At 72.3% G+C, this 18,647-nt stretch carries 18 protein-coding genes; 3 read left to right on the top strand and 15 right to left on the bottom strand.

Going from position 1 to position 18,647, the window contains the following annotated elements:
- Nucleotide 1: 1 nt before the first annotated feature.
- The 11 genes from ACFYUS_RS31485 to ACFYUS_RS31535 form a co-directional block, all read right to left on the bottom strand.
- A complete protein-coding gene (locus ACFYUS_RS31485; protein WP_388859693.1) occupies nt 2-886 on the bottom strand; it encodes an ABC transporter permease in 885 nt (294 codons plus the stop codon).
- A complete protein-coding gene (locus tag ACFYUS_RS31490; RefSeq protein ID WP_388859696.1) occupies nt 873-1,667 on the bottom strand; it encodes an ABC transporter ATP-binding protein in 795 nt (264 codons plus the stop codon). Before ACFYUS_RS31490 ends, ACFYUS_RS31485 begins: the two co-directional genes overlap by 14 nt.
- Nucleotides 1,668-1,700: 33 nt before the next feature.
- Complete coding sequence (locus ACFYUS_RS31495) at nt 1,701-2,816, bottom strand: aliphatic sulfonate ABC transporter substrate-binding protein (RefSeq protein ID WP_388859699.1); 1,116 nt, start codon at nt 2,814-2,816, stop codon at nt 1,701-1,703.
- A 216-nt stretch (nt 2,817-3,032) separates the two neighbouring features.
- Nucleotides 3,033-4,373 carry a sulfate adenylyltransferase subunit 1 gene (locus ACFYUS_RS31500; RefSeq protein ID WP_388859702.1) on the bottom strand — a complete coding sequence of 447 codons (1,341 nt, stop codon included), beginning with the start codon at nt 4,371-4,373 and terminating at the stop codon, nt 3,033-3,035.
- Nucleotides 4,373-5,308: a sulfate adenylyltransferase subunit CysD gene (cysD, locus tag ACFYUS_RS31505; protein WP_388859705.1), complete on the bottom strand. Its 936-nt coding sequence runs from the start codon at nt 5,306-5,308 to the stop codon at nt 4,373-4,375. The genes ACFYUS_RS31500 and cysD overlap by 1 nt, the downstream gene beginning before the upstream one ends.
- A complete protein-coding gene (gene cysC, locus ACFYUS_RS31510; protein ID WP_388859708.1) occupies nt 5,305-5,886 on the bottom strand; it encodes an adenylyl-sulfate kinase in 582 nt (193 codons plus the stop codon). Before cysC ends, cysD begins: the two co-directional genes overlap by 4 nt.
- Nucleotides 5,868-6,575 carry a phosphoadenylyl-sulfate reductase gene (locus ACFYUS_RS31515; protein ID WP_388859711.1) on the bottom strand — a complete coding sequence of 236 codons (708 nt, stop codon included), beginning with the start codon at nt 6,573-6,575 and terminating at the stop codon, nt 5,868-5,870. Before ACFYUS_RS31515 ends, cysC begins: the two co-directional genes overlap by 19 nt.
- Nucleotides 6,572-6,751 (bottom strand): hypothetical protein, encoded by a 180-nt coding sequence (locus tag ACFYUS_RS31520; RefSeq protein ID WP_388859714.1) that lies wholly within the window; start codon nt 6,749-6,751, stop codon nt 6,572-6,574. The genes ACFYUS_RS31515 and ACFYUS_RS31520 overlap by 4 nt, the downstream gene beginning before the upstream one ends.
- Entirely contained in the window at nt 6,748-8,445 is a 1,698-nt protein-coding gene (locus tag ACFYUS_RS31525; protein WP_388859717.1) for a nitrite/sulfite reductase, read from the bottom strand. Before ACFYUS_RS31525 ends, ACFYUS_RS31520 begins: the two co-directional genes overlap by 4 nt.
- A 136-nt stretch (nt 8,446-8,581) precedes the next feature.
- Nucleotides 8,582-8,665: a putative leader peptide gene (locus tag ACFYUS_RS31530; protein ID WP_310591794.1), complete on the bottom strand. Its 84-nt coding sequence runs from the start codon at nt 8,663-8,665 to the stop codon at nt 8,582-8,584.
- Nucleotides 8,666-8,868: 203 nt separating this feature from the next.
- Entirely contained in the window at nt 8,869-9,438 is a 570-nt protein-coding gene (locus tag ACFYUS_RS31535) for a GNAT family N-acetyltransferase (RefSeq protein ID WP_388859720.1), read from the bottom strand.
- Between the two features lie 197 nt (nt 9,439-9,635).
- Here ACFYUS_RS31535 and ACFYUS_RS31540 point away from each other — a divergent pair, with 197 nt between their 5' ends.
- Nucleotides 9,636-10,769 carry a hypothetical protein gene (locus tag ACFYUS_RS31540; RefSeq protein ID WP_388859723.1) on the top strand — a complete coding sequence of 378 codons (1,134 nt, stop codon included), beginning with the start codon at nt 9,636-9,638 and terminating at the stop codon, nt 10,767-10,769.
- A gap of 6 nt (nt 10,770-10,775) precedes the next feature.
- Here the strand turns inward: ACFYUS_RS31540 and ACFYUS_RS31545 are convergent, their stop codons facing one another.
- Entirely contained in the window at nt 10,776-12,068 is a 1,293-nt protein-coding gene (locus ACFYUS_RS31545; protein WP_388859726.1) for a GAF domain-containing protein, read from the bottom strand.
- Nucleotides 12,069-12,354: 286 nt separating this feature from the next.
- Entirely contained in the window at nt 12,355-13,992 is a 1,638-nt protein-coding gene (locus ACFYUS_RS31550; RefSeq protein WP_388859729.1) for an acyl-CoA dehydrogenase family protein, read from the bottom strand.
- 17 nt (nt 13,993-14,009) lie between these two features.
- Here ACFYUS_RS31550 and ACFYUS_RS31555 point away from each other — a divergent pair, with 17 nt between their 5' ends.
- Together ACFYUS_RS31555 and ACFYUS_RS31560 are read left to right on the top strand one after the other, a co-directional pair.
- Entirely contained in the window at nt 14,010-15,134 is a 1,125-nt protein-coding gene (locus tag ACFYUS_RS31555) for a YihY/virulence factor BrkB family protein (protein ID WP_388859732.1), read from the top strand.
- Entirely contained in the window at nt 15,131-15,913 is a 783-nt protein-coding gene (locus tag ACFYUS_RS31560; protein WP_388859735.1) for a helix-turn-helix domain-containing protein, read from the top strand. The genes ACFYUS_RS31555 and ACFYUS_RS31560 overlap by 4 nt, the downstream gene beginning before the upstream one ends.
- Here the strand turns inward: ACFYUS_RS31560 and ACFYUS_RS31565 are convergent.
- Together ACFYUS_RS31565 and ACFYUS_RS31570 are read right to left on the bottom strand one after the other, a co-directional pair.
- On the bottom strand, nt 15,847-16,263 hold the full coding sequence (locus tag ACFYUS_RS31565) for a VOC family protein (RefSeq protein WP_388859738.1): 417 nt from the start codon (nt 16,261-16,263) through the stop codon (nt 15,847-15,849). The genes ACFYUS_RS31560 and ACFYUS_RS31565 overlap by 67 nt on opposite strands.
- A gap of 286 nt (nt 16,264-16,549) precedes the next feature.
- The coding region (locus ACFYUS_RS31570) for a PA domain-containing protein (RefSeq protein WP_388859741.1) at nt 16,550-18,647 on the bottom strand (2,098 nt) is incomplete at its 5' end.

An 18,647-nucleotide genomic window follows, 5' to 3' on the forward strand; every position in this document is an offset into this window, starting at 1 on the left:
GTCAGGCCTTCGTGAGCAGGCCGCGGCGGCGCAGGACCGCGCGCTCCAGCGGGCTGAAGATGAGCAGGTCGATGGCGATGCCGACGATCAGGATCAGGATGATCGCCAGGAAGATGCCGGCCATGTCGATGTTGTTGCGGCCGTTCTCCAGGAGCTGGCCGAGGCCGAGGCCCAGGTCCGGCGAGGAGGCGATGATCTCCGCGGCCATCAGCGAGCGCCAGGAGAACGCCCAGCCCTGCTTGAGACCGGCCAGGTAGCCGGGGAGCGCGGCCGGCATCACGATGTGCCAGGCGCCCTTGAGGCCCGTCGCGCCGAGCGTCTGGCCCGCCCGCAGGAAGAGCGGCGGGACCTGGTCGACGCCGGCGACGAGGCCGTTGGCGATCGACGGGACGGCGCCCAGCAGGATCACCGCGTACATCATGCTGTCGTTGAGGCCGAGCCACAGGACGGCGGGCGCCACCCAGGCCACCGAGGGCAGCGACTGGAGGCCCGCGAGGATCGGGCCGATCGCCGCGCGCACGAACTTCACGCGGGAGACGAGCAGACCCAGCGGGGTGCCGATGGCGAGCGCCAGGAGGAAGCCGAAGAGGGCCCGGGACACGCTGGTCCAGAGGACCTGGAGGAGCGTGCCCTCCAGCCACATCGTGGTCAGGCTGTCCCACACCGCGGACGGGGCGGGCAGCTTGTACTCGTCCGTCACCTTCAGGGTGACGAGCAGCTGCCAGACCACCAGGACGAGCGCGACGGCGACGAACGGCGGGAACACCTTCTTGACCAGCACCTCGCGGACCGGGGTCCGCCGGACCTGCACACTGTCGAGGGCGTCCAGGCCGGCTTCGAGGCCGGCGAGGTCGTCGGTCTTCGGTGTGATGTCAGTGCTGGCCATGACGGCGGATCTCCCCACGCAGGTGCTCGGTGATCTCGAGGGACAGCTCCGCGACGGCGGAGTCCTCGATGCGGCGCGGCTGAGGGATGTCGATCGTCCACTCGTGCGCGATCCGGCCGGGCCGGGACGAGAGGAGGACGACGCGCTCGGCCAGCCGCACGGCCTCGCGCACGTTGTGGGTGACGAAGAGCACCGACAGTTTCGTCTCCCGCCAGATCCGGGTCAGTTCGTCGTGCAGCACGTCCCGGGTGATGGCGTCGAGCGCGGCGAACGGCTCGTCCATCAGGAGCAGGTCGCTGTCCTGGGCGAGCGCGCGGGCCAGCGCGACGCGCTGGCGCATGCCGCCGGACAGCTCGTGGACCCGCTTGTCGTACGAGCCGCCGAGCCGGACGAGGTCGAGCAGCCGCTCGGCCTCCCCGCGGCGCTCGGCCTTGGGCACCCCGCGCAGCCGCAGGGCCAGTTCGATGTTCTTGCCCGCGGTGAGCCACGGGAAGAGGGCGTGCTCCTGGAACATCAGGGCCGGCCGGCCGCCGGGGGTCTCGATGGACCCCGCGGACGGCCGGTCGAGCCCGGCGACCAGGTTGAGCAGCGTGGACTTGCCGCAGCCCGAGGCGCCCAGGAGGGTGACGAACTCGCCGGGGGCGACATCGAGCGAGATGTCGTCGAGGACGAGCTGCCCGCCGGCGGGTCCGCCGAAGGACTTGGAGACATGCTCGATGCGGGCGGCATGGGTCACCGCCGCACGGTCCTCGGCCTTGGCGAGCGTCGCGGTCGTGGCCATGGTCGTCACCTCCTGGGGATCAGCTGCGGGCTGTTACTTCGCGCCGAGACCGGCGTCGGAGACCTCGGGCTGACCCGCGGCCTTCAGGACCTTGTTGAGCGGCTTCAGGTCGTAGATGCCCGACAGCTCGGGCTTCTCCAGGAGACCGGCCTTCACCGCGTGGTCGGCCTGGGTCTGCAGGGTGGCCGCCAGCGGGTCGTTGGTGAAGCCGATGGACGGCCACGCGGCGTCGATCACCTTCGCGCCGAGCGCCTTGCCCGAGAGGTCCTTCAGCTTGGCGTTGGCCGAGGCCTTCGCCTTGTCCTGGTTGGCGTTGATCCACTCGTTGGTCTTCACCGAGCCGCGCAGGAACGCCTCGACGACGTCCGGGTGCTCCTTCAGGAACTTCTGCGACACGATGATGTTCGTGATGACGAACTTCTTGTCCGGCCACAGGTCGGACTCGTCGAGCAGCACCTTCGCGCCCTCGCTGACCAGCTTCGACGCGGTCGGCTCGGGCACCCAGGCGCCGTCGATGGCGCCGGAGGAGTAGGCGTTCGGGGTGACCTTGTTGTCCGTGCGGACCACGGAGACGTCGCCCTTGCCGCTCTGGGCGTCGACCTTCCAGCCCTTCTCGGAGATCCAGTTGAGGAAGGCCACGTCCTGCGTGTTGCCGAGCTGCGGGGTGGCGATCTTCTTGCCCTTGAGGTCGTCCAGGGTCTTGATCTTCGCCGGGTTCACCACGAGCTTCACGCCACCGGAGGCGGCGCCGCCGACGATGCGGAGGTTGGTGCCCTTGGTCTTGACGAAGCCGTTGATGGACGGCGAGGGGCCGATGAAGCCGATGTCGATCGAGCCGGCGTTCAGCGCCTCGATCTCGGACGGGCCCGCGTTGAAGGTGGTGGGGACCAGCTTGGTGCCGCCCAGCTCCTTCTGGAGGATGCCCTCCTGGACGCCGACCAGGGCGGTGGCGTGCGTGAGGTTGGGGAAGTACCCGAGCCGTACGGTGTCGGCGGAGAGCTTCTCGCCCTCGGCGGCCACCTTCTTCGGGGCGTCGTCGTTCTTGGCCTCGGAGCCGTAGCCGCAGGAGGCGAGCGCGCCGATCAGCAGCGGCAGAGCGGCAGCGGCGGCCAGGCCGCGGCGCAGGGTGGTACGGGTGGTGGCAGGCACGGGTGGTGTTCCCCTCGATTCAACTTCTCAGCGAAGTCTGCGTTTATGTCGTTCGGGGTGGAGCAGGTGGTGCGGGTGGAGCCGGTGCGCACCGCACACGCGGTACGTCGAGGTCAGCACGCACATCGCGCGACACCTCCCATGCCCGCGCCGAGGGCGCCGGAGCCGACCCGGCCGCCCTCCTTCGCGAAGGTGGCGTAAGCGTTCTGGCTCATGTCAGAAGTCCCACCCTTCTTCCTCGTCCACCGCGGCGACGGCCTTGGCCGTGGCGAAGGACTCGCCCGCCATGCCGGCCGCGAGCGTGGTGCCGTCCGCGGGGTCGATCAGCAGGAACGAACCCGTACGGCGGGAGTCCGCGTACGAGTCGAGCGCGAGCGGCTCGGCCGTGCGGACCACGACCCGGCCGATGTCGTTGGCGACCAGCTGCCCGGGGTTCGGGTGCTGGGAGAGGTCGTCCAGGGTCAGCCGCGAGGGGATGTCCTTGACGATCGCCTTGACCGTGCGCGTGGTGTGCTTGAGCAGGACCCGCTGGCCGACGGTGAGCGGCTGGTCCGCCACGTGGCAGACCGTCGCCTCGACGTCCTGGCTGGTGGCCGGGGCGTCGCCGCTCGGCGCGAGCAGGTCGCCGCGCGAGATGTCGATGTCGTCGGCGAGCCGGATCGTCACCGACTGCGGGGCCCAGGCGATGTCCACGGACTCGCCCAGCGCGTCGATCGCGGTGATCGTCGACGTCCTGCCCGAGGGCAGGACGGTGATCTCCTCGCCGACGCGGAAGGCACCGGCCGCGATCTGACCGGCGTAGCCCCGGTAGTCGGGGTGCTCGGCGGTCTGCGGGCGGATCACGTACTGCACCGGGAAGCGGGCGTGGCAGGCCGTCAGGTCGTGGCTGACCGGGACGGTCTCCAGGTGCTCCAGGACCGTCGGGCCGCCGTACCAGTCCATGTTGGCGGACGGCTCCACGACGTTGTCGCCGGCGAGCGCCGAGATCGGGATCGCGGTGATCTCCGGGACGCCGAGCTCGGAGGCGTACGTCGTGAACTCCTCGGCGATCGCGGCGAAGACGGACTCCCGGTAGTCGACCAGGTCCATCTTGTTCACGGCGAGGACCACGTGCGGGACGCGGAGCAGCGCGGCGACCGCGGCGTGCCGGCGGGTCTGCTCGACGACGCCGTTGCGGGCGTCGACGAGGACCACGGCCAGTTCGGCGGTGGAGGCGCCGGTGACCATGTTCCGGGTGTACTGCACGTGCCCGGGGGTGTCGGCGAGGATGAAGCGGCGGCGGGCGGTCGCGAAGTAGCGGTAGGCCACGTCGATCGTGATGCCCTGCTCGCGCTCGGCCCGCAGGCCGTCGGTGAGGAGCGCCAGGTCGGGCGCCTCCTGGCCGCGCTTGATGGACGCGGCCTCGACGGCCTCCAGCTGGTCGGTGAGGACCGACTTGGAGTCGTGCAGGAGCCGTCCCACCAGGGTGGACTTGCCGTCGTCGACGGACCCGGCGGTGGCGAAACGCAGCAGGGTGGTGGCCGAGACGTCGGCGAACTGCTCGGTGGACGTGCTCATTAGAAGTACCCTTCGCGCTTGCGGTCTTCCATCGCGGCCTCGGACATCTTGTCGTCGGCGCGGGTGGCGCCCCGCTCGGTGAGGCGGGAGGCGGCGATCTCGGCGATGACGGCGTCCAGCGTGGTGGCGTCGGAGTCGACGGCGCCGGTGCAGGACATGTCGCCGACGGTGCGGTAGCGGATGAGCCGCGTCTCGACCGTCTCGGTGTCCTTGGGGCCGCCCCACTCGCCGGCGGTCAGCCACATGCCGTTGCGGGCGAAGACCTCGCGCTCGTGGGCGAAGTAGATCTCCGGCAGCTCGATGCCCTCACGGGCGATGTACTGCCAGACGTCCAGCTCGGTCCAGTTGGAGAGCGGGAAGACCCGGACGTGCTCGCCGGGGGCGTGCCGGCCGTTGTACAGCTGCCACAGCTCGGGGCGCTGGCGGCGCGGGTCCCACTGCGAGAACTCGTCGCGCAGGGAGAAGACGCGCTCCTTGGCGCGGGCCTTCTCCTCGTCGCGGCGGCCGCCGCCGAAGACGGCGTCGAAGCGGTGCTGCTGGATCGCCTCGGTCAGCGGGACGGTCTGCAGCGGGTTGCGGGTGCCGTCGGGGCGCTCGCGGAGCTTGCCGGCGTCGATGTACTCCTGCACGGAGGCCACGTGCAGCCGCAGCCCGTGCTGGGCGACGACCCGGTCGCGGTACTCGATGACCTCGGGGAAGTTGTGCCCGGTGTCCACGTGCAGCAGCGTGAAGGGGACCGGCGCGGGGGCGAAGGCCTTCAGCGCCAGGTGCAGCATGACGATGGAGTCCTTGCCGCCGGAGAAGAGGATCACCGGCCGCTCGAACTCGCCCGCCACCTCACGGAAGATGTGGACGGCCTCGGACTCCAGGGAGTCGAGGTGCGACAGCGCGAACGGGCTGTCCGTGGTGTCGTGGGCATGGGCGACGGTGGTCACAGCAGACCCCTCTCGGTGAGCAGCGCGTGGAGCTGCGCCGCGGACTCCTGCACGGTCTGGTTCTGGGACTCGATCCGGAGATCGGGGTTCTCGGGCGCCTCGTACGGGTCGTCGACGCCGGTGAGGCCGGAGATCTCGCCCGCGGCCTGCTTGGCGTAGAGGCCCTTCACGTCGCGGACGGAGCAGACCTCCACCGGGGTGGCCACGTGCACCTGGACGAAGGCGGTGCCCTCGGCCTGGTGGCGCTTGCGGACCGCCTCGCGGCTGTCGTCGTACGGGGCGATGACCGGGACCAGGACCTTCACGCCGTGCGAGGCGAGCAGCTCCGCGACGAAGCCGATCCGCTGCACGTTGGTGTGCCGGTCCTCGCGGCTGAAGCCGAGGCCCGCGGAGAGGAACTCGCGGATCTCGTCGCCGTCGAGGATCTCGACGGCGTGGCCCTCGTCGCGGAGGCGGCCGGCCAGCTCGTACGCGATGGTGGTCTTCCCGGCGCTCGGCAGGCCGGTGAGCCAGATGGTGGCACCGGTCACGTGGTTCTCCTGAAGTCTCTGATGGTCCGTCATCCGTGCAGCCCGCATTCGGTCTTGGCCCGTCCCGCCCAGCGGCCGGCGCGGGCGTCCTCGCCCTCCAGGACGCGGCGGGTGCAGGGGGCGCAGCCGACGGAGGCGTACCCGTCCATGAGGAGCGGATTGGTGAGGACGCCGTGCTCCGTGACGTACGCGTCGACGTCGTCCTGCGTCCAGCGGGCGATGGGGGAGACCTTGACCTTCCGCCGCTTCTCGTCCCAGCCGACGACCGGGGTGTTCGCCCGGGTCGGGGACTCGTCGCGGCGCAGGCCGGTGGCCCACGCGCCGTACGCGGTGAGGCCCTCCTCCAGCGGCTTGACCTTCCGCAGCGCGCAGCACAGGTCGGGGTCGCGGTCGTGGAGCCTCGGACCGTACTCGGCGTCCTGCTCGGCCACGGTCTGACGCGGGGTCAGGGTGATGACGTTGACGTCCATGACGGCGTCCACGGCGTCGCGGGTGCCGATGGTCTCCTCGAAGTGGTAGCCCGTGTCGAGGAAGACGACGTCCACGCCGGGCTTGACGCGCGAGGCGAGGTGGGCGACGACCGCGTCCTCCATGGAGGAGGTGACGCAGAAGCGGTCGCCGAAGGTGTCCACGGCCCAGCGGAGGATCTCCAGCGCGGAGGCGTCCTCCAGATCACGGCCGGCCTGCTCGGCGAGTGCCTTGAGGTCGGCCGCGGCCGTTTCCTGAGTGATCGTCATATGTGTTCCCTCCCAGTGGTGTTGACCGAAGTCGCCGGGGCGAGGAGCCCCAGGAACTTCAGCTGGAAGGCTCGACTGCACGCGGCGCATTCCCAGGCGCCATGACCCTGCTCGTTGGGACGCAGGTCCTCGTCCCCGCAGTAGGGGCAGTGGAACGGCGCGGCTCGCTCGCTCACGAAAGTGCCTCCTCCGACGCGCGGGCCGCCCAGGTCGCGAAGCGCTCGCCGGTCTCGCGCTCCGCCTGGAAGCGCTTGAGGATCCGCTCCACGTAGTCCGGGAGCTCGGCCGCCGTGACCTTGAGGCCGCGGACCTTGCGGCCGAAGCCGGCCTCCAGGCCGAGCGCGCCGCCCAGGTGCACCTGGTAGCCCTCGACGCGGTTGCCCTCGTCGTCCAGGACCAGCTGGCCCTTGAGGCCGATGTCCGCCACCTGGATGCGGGCGCAGGCGTTCGGGCAGCCGTTGATGTTGATCGTCAGCGGCTCGTCGAACTCCGGGATGCGGCGCTCCAGCTCGTCGATGAGCGAGGAGCCGCGGCCCTTCGTCTCGACGATCGCGAGCTTGCAGAACTCGATGCCGGTGCAGGCCATCGTGCCGCGCCGGAACGGCGAGGGGGTGACCCGCAGGTCCAGCGCCTCCAGGGCGGAGACGAGGGACTCGACCTGCGCCTCCTCGATGTCGAGGACGAGCATCTTCTGCTCGGCGGTGGTGCGGACCCGGCCGGAGCCGTGCGCCTCGGCGACCTCGGCGATCTTCGTCAGGGTGGCGCCGTCGACCCGGCCGACGCGCGGCGCGAAGCCGACGTAGAAGCGGCCGTCCTTCTGCTTGTGGACGCCGACGTGGTCGCGCCAGCGGCCGGCGGGCTCCGCGGGGGCGGGGCCGTCCGTCAGCTTCCGCTTCAGGTACTCGTCCTCCAGGACCTGGCGGAACTTCTCGGCGCCCCAGTCGGCGACGAGGAACTTCAGACGGGCGCGGTTGCGCAGCCGGCGGTAGCCGTAGTCGCGGAAGATCGAGATGACGCCCTCGTAGACGTCGGGGACCTCGTCGAGGGAGACCCAGGTGCCGAGGCGGACGCCGAGCTTCGGGTTGGTGGACAGACCGCCGCCGACCCACACGTCGAAACCGGGTCCGTGCTCCGGGTGCTCCACGCCGACGAAGGCGATGTCGTTGATCTCGTGCGCCACGTCGAGCAGCGGCGAGCCGGAGACCGCGGACTTGAACTTGCGGGGCAGGTTGGAGAAGTCCTTGTTGCCGACGATCCGCCGGTGGATCTCCTCGATGGCGGGGGTGCCGTCGATGATCTCGTCCTCGGCGATGCCGGCCACGGGGGAGCCGAGGATGACGCGCGGGGTGTCGCCGCAGGCCTCGGTGGTGGACAGGCCGACCGCCTCCAGGCGGTTCCAGATCTCGGGGACGTCCTCGATGCGGATCCAGTGGTACTGGACGTTCTGCCGGTCCGTGATGTCGGCCGTGCCGCGGGCGAACTCCTCGGAGATCTCGCCGATGACGCGGAGCTGCTCGGTGGTCAGCCGGCCGCCGTCGATGCGGACCCGGAGCATGAAGTACTCGTCGTCCAGCTCCTCCGGCTCCAGGACACCCGTCTTGGTGCCGTCCAGACCCTGCTTGCGCTGGGTGTAGAGGCCCCACCAACGCATGCGTCCGCGCAGGTCATTGGGGTCGATGGAGTCGAAGCCACGCTTCGAGTAGACCGTCTCAATACGTGTCCGCACATTGAGACCGTCGTCGTCCTTCTTGAACTGCTCATTGCCGTTGAGGGGGGTGAAGTGACCCACGGCCCACTGACCCTCGCCACGGTGGCGCCCGGCCTTGCGGCGGGCGGCGGCGGGAGTGGGGTTTTCCGGGGTGGCGGCCATGGCGTTTCGTCCTTCGGGACTGCGAGAGGGCGGCTCTGACCTGCACACTCGCGCTCAGGTCAGAGGTGGGCGCGTCAGTGCGCAGCAGGGTGGGGCAGAGTCGGGCTGTCGGGAGATCGCGGCGGTGCTGGTTCTCTCAGCGCGCCGGACAGATGGCGCTGGACATGCGGCCGAGGTCGACGTGCCGCCGACTCACCAAGGCAATTCCAGTTCCAGACATGACGGAAGCGTGTCACGGGACTTTGGACCCAGTCCAGCATCGTCCATTATTCGGACGCAGATGTCTCGATGAATGAGACGCTGTGTCGTGGGTCACGTGAAAGGGGCCCCGGCGGGGCCCCTTTCACGCGATCGGTGCGCGCGGTCGGCGCGTGCGATCGGTACGTGCGGTGGAGGTGCGGTGTGTGGGGGGCGGCGCGCGCCTCAGGCGTGCGCGCCGGGCCACGGGCCGGGGGTCTCCGACTCCTCGACCTCCTCCACCTTGGTGTCGAAGAGTCGGAAACCGCGCCGCTCGTAATTGGCCATCGCGTGCGGGCCGTCGAGCGAGCAGGTGTGCAGCCAGACGCGCTTCGTGGCCTCCCGGTCCGGCCAGCGCTCGGCCAGGTCCCAGGCGCGCGCCGTCCCGAAGGAGAGGAGGTGGCCGCCGATCCGGCGCCCCCGGAAGGCGGGGATCAGGCCGAAGTAGACGATCTCGACGACACCGTCGGCCTGCGGGTCCAGTTCCACGTACCCGGCCGGCGTCCCCCGGTCGTACGCCACCCAGATCTCGGCCCCCGGCTTCTCCACGATTTCCAGCCACTGCTTGTACGTGAGCGGCAGGCGGTCGTTCCAGCGGATGTCGCCGCCGACCGCCGTGTAGAGGAAGCGGCTGTACTCCGGCGAGGGGACCTCGGCCCGCGCGATCGTGATGTCGTCGCCCTCGGGGGCGGGGGAGGGGCGGAGGTCGGACGGCGAGGTCTGTTCGAGGGACCAGGTGGTGAGAGTGATGCTCATGGGGTCATCGCATCATGCGGAGCGCCGGATTCCCACCCCCGTTCGGCGTCGGCGGACAGGTTGTCCGCCATGCGGACAAGGGCCCGGAGGTGCATGACCTCGGAGGTAATCGACCCCCGCACCGCCCTCCCGGCAGGGTGAGCGCACCGGGACGGCACGCGGCCGCACCCGGCGTTCGACGACACGAGGAGCACGACATGGGTACGGGTCGGCGTGGACTGGCGGGCATCGCGATGGCGACGGCGCTCGTCGCCGGAGCGGCGGTCACCGTGACGACGGCTGAGGCGCTGCCGGGCGGAGCGGCCACGGTGGCGCGGGGCGACTGCCCGGCGGCGCGGCAGAAGGTCGAGCGTCTCGAGGGGCACATCACCCCCAACGCCTGCGCCTTCATGGAGAGGCAGATCACCTTCGGCGAGATGCCGACCGGCACGCCGCCCGTGGCCGGCGACCTCGACCACCCCCGGGTCCGGGCCTACCTCGACATCTTCGACCCCGAGGCCACCCTCTGGGAGGCCGGGAGCGACCCGCAGCGCGGCCGCACCACGATCGGCACCTCCATCACCGGCTCCCTGCGCCTGGCACCCGGCCTCACCTACCGGGGCACGGACGTGGTCGCCGACGGCAGCACCGTGATGTTCGGGCAGTGGAACCAGGTCACCCTCAAGGGCCGCACCATCGCCTACCCGCAGATCGCCCGGAACGTCCTCGGCGACGAGGGCCGCACCCTCCAGGCCCGCCGCTACTACGACCGGGCCGTCCTCTTCCGCGACACCCTGCCCGAGGCGGCGCCCACCCCGCTCTTCGCGGGCATCACGGACGCGGGACCGGCCGGGGACGGAGAGCGGTCCGGGGCCGACCCCCGACCCGAGGCCGACCCCCGACCCGAGGCCGACCCCCGACCCGGGACCGACCTCCGGTCCGGGGCCGGCTTCCGGGCCCGGGCCGGGGAGACGGCGGAGCGCCTCGCCGCCTGGAACGCCGGGGACACCGACGCCCTCCTCGCCCGCGCCGGGGGCGCGCGGCTCAGCGGACCCGGACTGGCCGCCCCGCTCGTCTCCGAGGCGGGCAAGCGCGCCTACCTGGAGCGCCTCTTCTCCACCGCCGACCTCGACCTCAAGGCGGGCCAGGTCGCCGTCGGCGAGACCACCACCTATGTGGAGTGGCACGGGACCGCCTCCGTGCGCGACGGCGACAAGCTCCGCACCGGCATCCCCTTCGGGATCGTGGAGCGCTTCGGCCCCGGCGGGGAGTGGGAGCTGTACTTCGACACCCTGCCGCTGGTCGCGACCCAGGCCGAGATCGGCGGCCTCTTCCAGAAGCTCGCCTCCTAGGGCCGGTCAGGCGGGGGCCGCGGCGCGGACGGCGGGGGCCGTCGAATGGGGGAGCAGGTCCTCGGGAGACTCCGGGCGCAGGACCTCCACCTCGACCTCCTCCCGGAAGCGGTACGGGCGGTGCGCCAGGACCCCCGCCAGGTTCCGCCGCACCCGGGACATCTCGGCCCGTACGGTCACCGTCCTCGTACGGTCCCCGAACACGTCGTCCGCCAGCTCCGCCGCCGTCCGCCCGTCCCGGTGCAGCGCCAGGACGTAGAGGAGCTCCGCGTGCCGCGGACTGAGCTCCTGCTGCCAGCTGCCCGCCACCCCCGAGACCGCCACCGTCCAGCGGCGCGGCCGGCTCAGGTCGAGCACCACCCGGCTCGCCGCCTCCGTGCCCGGCTCCTCGGGCCGCGCCTCCTCCTCGGCCCGCAGCAGCCAGCCGCCCGGCAGCGGCTCCACCGCGCACACCCCCAGCGAGGGCAGCCAGACCCGGCCCGCCCCGAACGACTTGGGCAGCGGGATCCGGTCCACCGGCGCGAGCCCCGTCACCGCCGCCGTCCAGCCGTGCGCGTCCACCGCGACGGCCCGGCCGCCCACCCGGCACAGGATCGGCGCGGCCACCGCCCGCAGCCGCTCGATCGACCGGTGGTGCCGCTCCCGCATCTCCGCCTCGGCGAGCTGCGCCACCGAGCCCACCAGGGCCAGCATCGCCGGATGGAAGCTGGACGCCGGACCGCTCACGTCCAGGATCCCCAGGAGCCGCTGGTCGCGCGGATCGTGCACGGGCGCGGCGGCGCAGGTCCAGTTGTGCAGCGCCTGCACGTAGTGCTCGGCGGAGTGCACCTGCACCGCCCGGCCCATGGCGAGCGCCGTGCCGACCGCGTTCGTCCCGGTGGCGTGCTCGTCCCAGGCCGCGCCCTCCTCCAGGCAGATGCCGTTCGCCTGCCGCAGCACCGCGGAGTTCCCCTGACGCCACAGCACCCGGCCGTGCTCGTCGGTGACCACCATGATCTGGAGGGAGGCGTCGGCGATGCCGGCGAGCCCGCCGCTCAGCGTCTGCATGACCTCGGAGAGGAGCGTGCTCCTGCGCCGGTGCTCCAGCTCGTCGCGCCGGAGCAGCACGGTGCTCGTGCCCCGGTCGGGGTCGAGGCCGAGACGGGCCATCCGCTGCCAGGACGCGTCGATCACCGGGCGGGGCGCGATCGGCGGCCGGCGGCCGGCCAGCGTCTCCTCGCGCACGCGGTGCAGCAGCCGGCTGGCCTGGGTGGCGTCCATGGTGGCGAGCCGCTTCATGTCGAGCTGCTTGTCGTTCATCGGTCTCTCCCAGCCACCCGAGGTGCTGTATCGGTTCTGCACGGGGCAGATGTCCGGAGTGTCGGTGCCCATCGTGCCGTCCGGGACCGCCCGGCGAGGCCCGGTTCGGGTAATCCTGCAACCCTTTGCAACTCTGGCGACCGACCGCCCCCCTGCGCGAGGGTGGCGAGAGCGGTGGGTGGTGCCGTGTCGGCGCAGCACCACCCCCGCTTTTCCGCGCGTACCGGCCTCGACATGAACCCCTGTCAGGCCCACCCCTGGTACGCGCGGCACAGCCCGCCCCGGCTCAGACCTCCACCCGAGCCCGCTCCACCAGCGCCCGCAGGTCCAGCGTGTGCGGGAGCGTCCCGAAGGCCGCGCCGCCGTCCCCGCCCAGCCGCGCCGCGCAGAACGCGTCCGCCACCTCCGGCGGAGCCCACCGCACGAGCAGCGCCCCCTGGAGCACCAGCGCGAGCCGCTCCGCGAACCGCCGCGCCCGCGCCTCGATCCCCTCCAGGTCCGCCAGTTCGACGAGCACACCCCGGATCGCCCGGTCCAGCCGGTGGTCCGCGCCCCGCGCCGCCCCGACCTCACGGAGCAGCGCGTCGAGCGCGGCGGGCTCGGTCCGCAGCGCCCGCACGACGTCCAGCGCCTGCACGTTCCCCGAGCCCTCCCAGACCGAGTTGAGCGGCGACTCCCGCAGCAGCCGGGGCATCCCCGACTCCTCCACGTACCCGTTGCCGCCCAGGCATTCGAGCGCCTCCGCCACCATCGGCACACACCGCTTCGTCACCCAGTACTTCGCCGCCGGCACGGAGATCCGCAGCAGCGCCGACTCCTCCGGGGTCCCGGCGTCGTACGCCGCCGCGAGCCGCATCCCGAGCGCGGTCGCCGCCTCCGACTCCAGCGCCAGATCGGCCAGCACGTTCCGCATCAGGGGCTTGTCGACGAGCAGCCCGCCGAAGGCCGAGCGGTACGAGGCGTGGTGCACGGCCTGCGCCACCGCCTGCCGCATCAGCGCCGCCGAACCGAGCACGCAGTCGAGGCGCGTCGCCGCCACCATGCCCATGATCGTGCGGATCCCGCGCCCCTCCTCGCCGACGCGGCGGGCCCAGGTCGTGCCGTCGAACTCCACCTCGGCGGAGGCGTTCGACCGGTTGCCCAGCTTGTCCTTGAGCCGCTGGATCGCGAACGCGTTGCGCGAACCGTCCGCGAGCACCCGGGGCACCAGGAAACAGGTCAGCCCCGCCGGAGCCTGCGCGAGCACCAGGAAGGCATCCGACATCGGCGCCGAACAGAACCACTTGTGCCCCGTCAGCACGTACTCGCCCTCGGCCGTCAGCGGCCGCGCCTCCGTCGTGTTCGCCCGGACGTCGCTGCCGCCCTGCTTCTCCGTCATCGCCATCCCGAGCAGCGCCCCCGGCTTCTCCGCGACCGGACGCAGCTCCCGCTCGTACACGTGCGACAGCGCCGCCGGCTCCCAGACCGCCGCCACCTCCGGCTCGGCACGCAGCGCGGGCACCGCCGCATGCGTCATCGACAGCGGACAGCCGTGCCCCGCCTCCACCTGCGACACCACCAGGAACCCCGCGGCCCGCCGCACGTGACCACCCGGACGCCCCCACGCGTCCGTGAGCCCCGCCGACACCGAACGCCCCAGCAGCCGGTGCCAGGCCGGATGGAACTCCACCTCGTCGATCCGCCGGCCGTACCGGTCATGGGTCCGCAGCCGAGGCGGGTTCCCGTTCGCCAGCTCCCCCCACTCCCGCACCTGCTCCGAACCGCACGCCCGCCCGAGCAGCTCCAGCTCCCCCCGCGCCTCCGCCAGCACCTCCGGCGCGAGATGCCGCTCGACCGCCTCCAGCAGAGCCCGGTCGCTCGTGAAGACGTCATATCCCGTCAGGGGCGGTGCCTGATTGGTCACGGTGTGGGTGCTCGCTGCCATGCCGATACGGTAAGCAGGTGCAGGCAGCAAGAGAAACACCCGAACGGCCGGAGCGGCGGCCCTGGAGCAGGCTCCACCGCGCGCGCGTCCTCTACCGCAACGTGTCGAAGCGGAAGATGATCTGGCTGCTCCTCAAGGACACCGTCAACTCGTGCATCGAGTACCGGATCCTCGGCCTCGCCGCCGAGGCCGCGTTCTTCACGCTGCTGTCCCTGCCGCCGCTGCTGCTCGGTCTGATCGCGGTCCTCGGATACGCGGACGACTGGACCAACACCGACACCGTCGCCAGCATCCAGGAGAACATCCTCCACGCGGCCGGCACGGTCCTCTCCGACCGGGGCGTCCACGAGGTCGCCAAACCGCTCCTCGACGACATCACCCGGGGCAAACGGCCCGACCTGATCTCCCTGGGCTTCGCCATCGCCCTCTGGTCCGGCTCGCGCGCGGTGAACGTGTTCATCGACACGATCACCGTGATGTACGGACTCGACGGGCACCGGGGCATCGTCAAGACCCGGCTCCTGGCCCTGCTCCTCTACATCGTGGCGCTGCTCATCGGCGCCGTCGTGCTGCCGCTCGCGGTCGTCGGCCCCGACCGGATCGTCGAACTCGTCCCCGGGGGCACCGAGGTCGTCGCCGTCCTCTACTGGCCGACCGTCATCCTGCTCTCCATCGCCTTCCTCACCACGCTCTACCACGTGTCCGTGCCCGTCAGGTCGCCGTGGATCGAGGACATCCCCGGCTCCCTCGTCGCGCTCGGGATGTGGGTCCTCGGCAGCTTCCTGCTGCGGATCTACCTGACCAGCCAGGTCGAGGGCCCGACCATCTACGGCTCCCTCGCCGCCCCCATCGCCGTCCTCCTCTGGATCGGCATCTCGGCCTTCGCGGTCCTCGTCGGCGCCGCCGTGAACGCCGCCATCGACCGCGTCTGGCCCTCCGTCGCCACCGCCGCCGCCCGCGAGGCCAACGAACGGGCCCGCGCCGTCCAGGCCGCCGAACTCGTCGCCCGCGTGCGCGCCGAGGCGGACGACGTCGACGAGGACGACCCGGACATGCCCTCCGAGTTCCCCGAGCGCTGGTCCAGGTTCCTGCCCCCGGACGACGTGAAGTCCCGCCTCCACTCGGGCTGGGAGAAGGAATGAACCAGGGCCTGTCCGGCGGATCAGAGGCGGACAGGCCCTGGTCTCGAAGGGGGTACGAGGAGCGCCCCGCCCTGCTCGACGGAGCCGTGCTGTGGACCCGGACCGCCGCCGGCCCCGCGGCGGAACGGCCCGTGCTGCCCGACGGGTGCATGGACCTGATCTGGGCCGACGGGAGCCTCCTCGTCGCGGGACCCGACACACGCGCGTACGTGCCCGGCGAATTCGCCGCGCGGTACGCGGGCATCCGCTTCGCCCCGGGCGACGCCCCCGGCTTCTTCGGCGTCCCCGCCCATGAACTCCGCGACCGACGGGTCGCCCTCGGCGCGCTGTGGGGCGAGGCGGAGGCGCGGCGGCTCGGCGAGCGGATCGCCGAGGCCCCCGATCCGGCCGCCGCCCTGGAGGCGCTCGCCCTGAGCAGGGCCGCCGCGCCGGACCCGCTGCTGCGGGCCGTCGTGGCGCGCCTCGCGGCGGGCCGGGCGGTCGCCGAGACGGCCGAGGCGGTGGGGCTCGGCGCCCGGCAGCTGCACCGGCGCTCGCTGGACGCCTTCGGCTACGGGCCCAAGACCCTCGCCCGCGTCCTGCGGCTCCAGCGCGCGCTCGCCCTCGTCCGGGCCGGGGTGCCGTACGCGGAGGCCGCCCTGCGTGCGGGCTGCGCCGACCAGGCCCACCTCGCCCGCGAGACCCGGGCCCTGGCGGGAACCACCCTGAGCGCCTACGCGGCTTCTGTGGCCGCGAAGAGCGAGACGCCGCTGCCGTCCGGGTCGAGGACCACGGCGTAGCGCTGCCCCCACACGGCGTCCCAGGGCTTCAGGTGCCCCCGGTACCCGGCGGCGACCAGCTCCTCGTACACCGCGTCCACCTCCTCCGGCGCCCCGCACCGGAAGGCGAGCTCGACGCGGTTGCCGCCCGTCGGCCGCGTCCAGCCGGGATCGAAGGAACGGACGACGTCCTCCGTGTCCCAGGCGATCCGCAGCCCGCCGGGCAGCACCGCCTCCACGTGCGGGGCGGACTCGGCCCCGGCCGGGACGTCCAGGCCCAGGCGCCGGTAGAACGCGAGCGAGGCGGCCATGTCGGAGACGACGAGACCGACCAGGTCGAAACGGGGAGTGATACGGGGTGCTGTGTCCATGAGGGCACGGTAGGCAGGGTGTGCGCGGCCGGTCTTGTACGAATCGGACGCGGGCCCCCGGGGGCCTCCCGCACGGTCCGACCCGGCGGCTACGGCCGGGCCAGGAGCACGCGCGCGTACGGACGGAGGTCCTGGCCCGGGCCTGTGGTCCTCGACGCCGGGCACTCCGGCCCCGCTGCTCACCGGAGCGTTCACGGCGGCCCTCCCGATCCTGCTCGCCGCGGACCGAGACGGGAGCCCCGCCGGGCGCCCCCCACGAGGGGGGACGCCCGGCGGGGCCTCGGGATCAGCGGACGTCGTAGGCGCGGGTGACCGTCTGGCGGACGGAGTTGCCGTTCGCGTCGGTCAGTTCGGCCCGCAGGGTGACCTGCCTGCCGGAGGCGGCCGAGTGGTCCACGGTCGCGGTCCACACGCCGTCGCGCCGGGCGACCGGGGCCTCGGTCCAGGTCGTCCCACCGTCGTACGAGTACGACAGCGTGGCGGAGACGAGAGCCGCGGGGGTGTAACCGCCGTGGCCGGTCGCGGTCAGGGTGATCTTCTGGCCTGCCTCGGCGGCGAGGGTCTTGGCGCCGTCCTCGGGCAGCTCGTACCGGGGGAAGAGGAGCGGGACGGCCTGGGAGTAGACGTTCTCGTCGCGTGCGGAGCGGAACCGCCAGACGGTGTCGACCGAGGTCGACCGCTGCCAGACCTTGGCCGGCGCACTGATCTTCTGGACGAACTGCTCGAGTTCGTACGAGCCCTCCTCCGCCGGGACGTCGAAGACCCCGTAGGGGTAGACGGACCGGCCGATCTCCTGCCCGTCACGGCGCAGACGGAGGTTGCCGATGTCACCGAACGATCCGGCCTCGCCGTAGTGGGCGCCGTCGCCCCACATCGCGGTGGAGACGCCGATCAGGTCGCCCTGGCGTTCGGCGGCCAGGCGCGGAGCGCCGGAGGGGTCGATCGGGGCGCGCGGGGCGACGACGCCGTCGTACCAGGCTTCGTCGCGCCGCTCTCCCACCGTGTACGCGCGCGGTGCGGCGATCATGGCCTCGCCCCAGGGGAAGCTGCTGGAGAGGTAGCGCTGCCAGGTGGTGTCGCCGGGGGTGAGGAAGTCGGTCCGGGTGCCGGGCACCGCGACGCTGTCGAAGGGCAGCAGCACCCGCGAGCCGTCCGGTCGGCCGGCCAGCACGGCGTCGATGTAGTCGGTGGCGACGCCCATGGAGTGGTACGTCGACGTGTTCCGGCCGAGGCGGTCGTCGTCGACGCGGTACGCACGGTCCTCGTCGATCTCGCCGCGCTGCGGGAAGGCGAGGGCGTACGTGTACGGGCTCTTCGCGGTGGCCTTCCAGCGGAGCGTGACCCCGCCGGTCGCCAGCCGGTCCAGCAGGGCCCCGGCCTCGGCGGACTCGACGGCGAGGACCGGGAGTTCGGTGGTGGCGCCGATGGCGGGCAGCCAGCGGCCGGGGGCGGTGCGGTAGGCGAGGACGGCCTTGGCGCCCGCGGCCTTGGCGTTGCGGGCCTGCAGGGAGACGCTCGTCGCGCCGTCCGCGATCCGGACCAGGGCGATCTTGCCTTGGACACCGGCGGCCGCGACCTCCTCGGCCGTGCCGGACTTGGCGTCGACGAGGGGCGCCTCGCCCGTTCCGTCGAGGTTGACCGAGCCCGTCGAGGCGGTGACGGGGTGCAGGCTCTCGCCCCCGGCGACGGCGAACTCGGAGATCTGCGGCGCCGCGGCCCGCCAGTAGCTGGTGAACTCGAAGTCCCCGTCGCTCGCCTCGCCCTCGACGGAGGCGTAGTAGCCGCGGACGGTCCGGCCGCCGGAGAGGGTCCCGGAGTGCCCCCAGGTGTCGTCCCAGGACCGTGCGAAGGCCAGCATCCCGCTGCGCACCTCGGTCGGGCGGTCGGTGCGCAGCCGCAGCCGGTGCGCCTTGCGGGCGTCGAGGACGACGGTGGTGTCCTTCGTCAGCTCGATCTGCGGGCGGCCCAGGTACGTGATCGAGTCGACGAGCCCGGCGCCCTCGCCGGCGTCGGGGGTGACGACGTAGCCGGACAGGAAGTAGCTGCCGGCGCGCAGCCGGTACGTCTGCTCCGCCGCGCCGCCGTTGTAGCGGCGCTCGCCGTTGGCGGTGTCGGTGCTGACGACGTCCAGCGAGGAGGCGCCCGTGGCCGGCTTGCCGAGTCGGTCCACGGTCTTCACCCGCAGGGTGACGGTCTCGGGCTCCACGTACAGGGAGAACGGGGTGGAGACGTGGATGCCGCCGGGGCCGGTGGCGAGGACGCGGCCGGTGACGTCGCCGTACTGTCCGGGCTCCAGGCGGGCGTCGGGGTCGAGGGCGAGCGGGACCTCGACGGTGGCGCCGGCGGGGACGGTGACGCCGGTCGCGCCGAGGCGGGCGACCTGG

Source organism: Streptomyces sp. NPDC004284, from assembly GCF_042874035.1.
GTDB lineage: Bacteria > Actinomycetota > Actinomycetes > Streptomycetales > Streptomycetaceae > Streptomyces.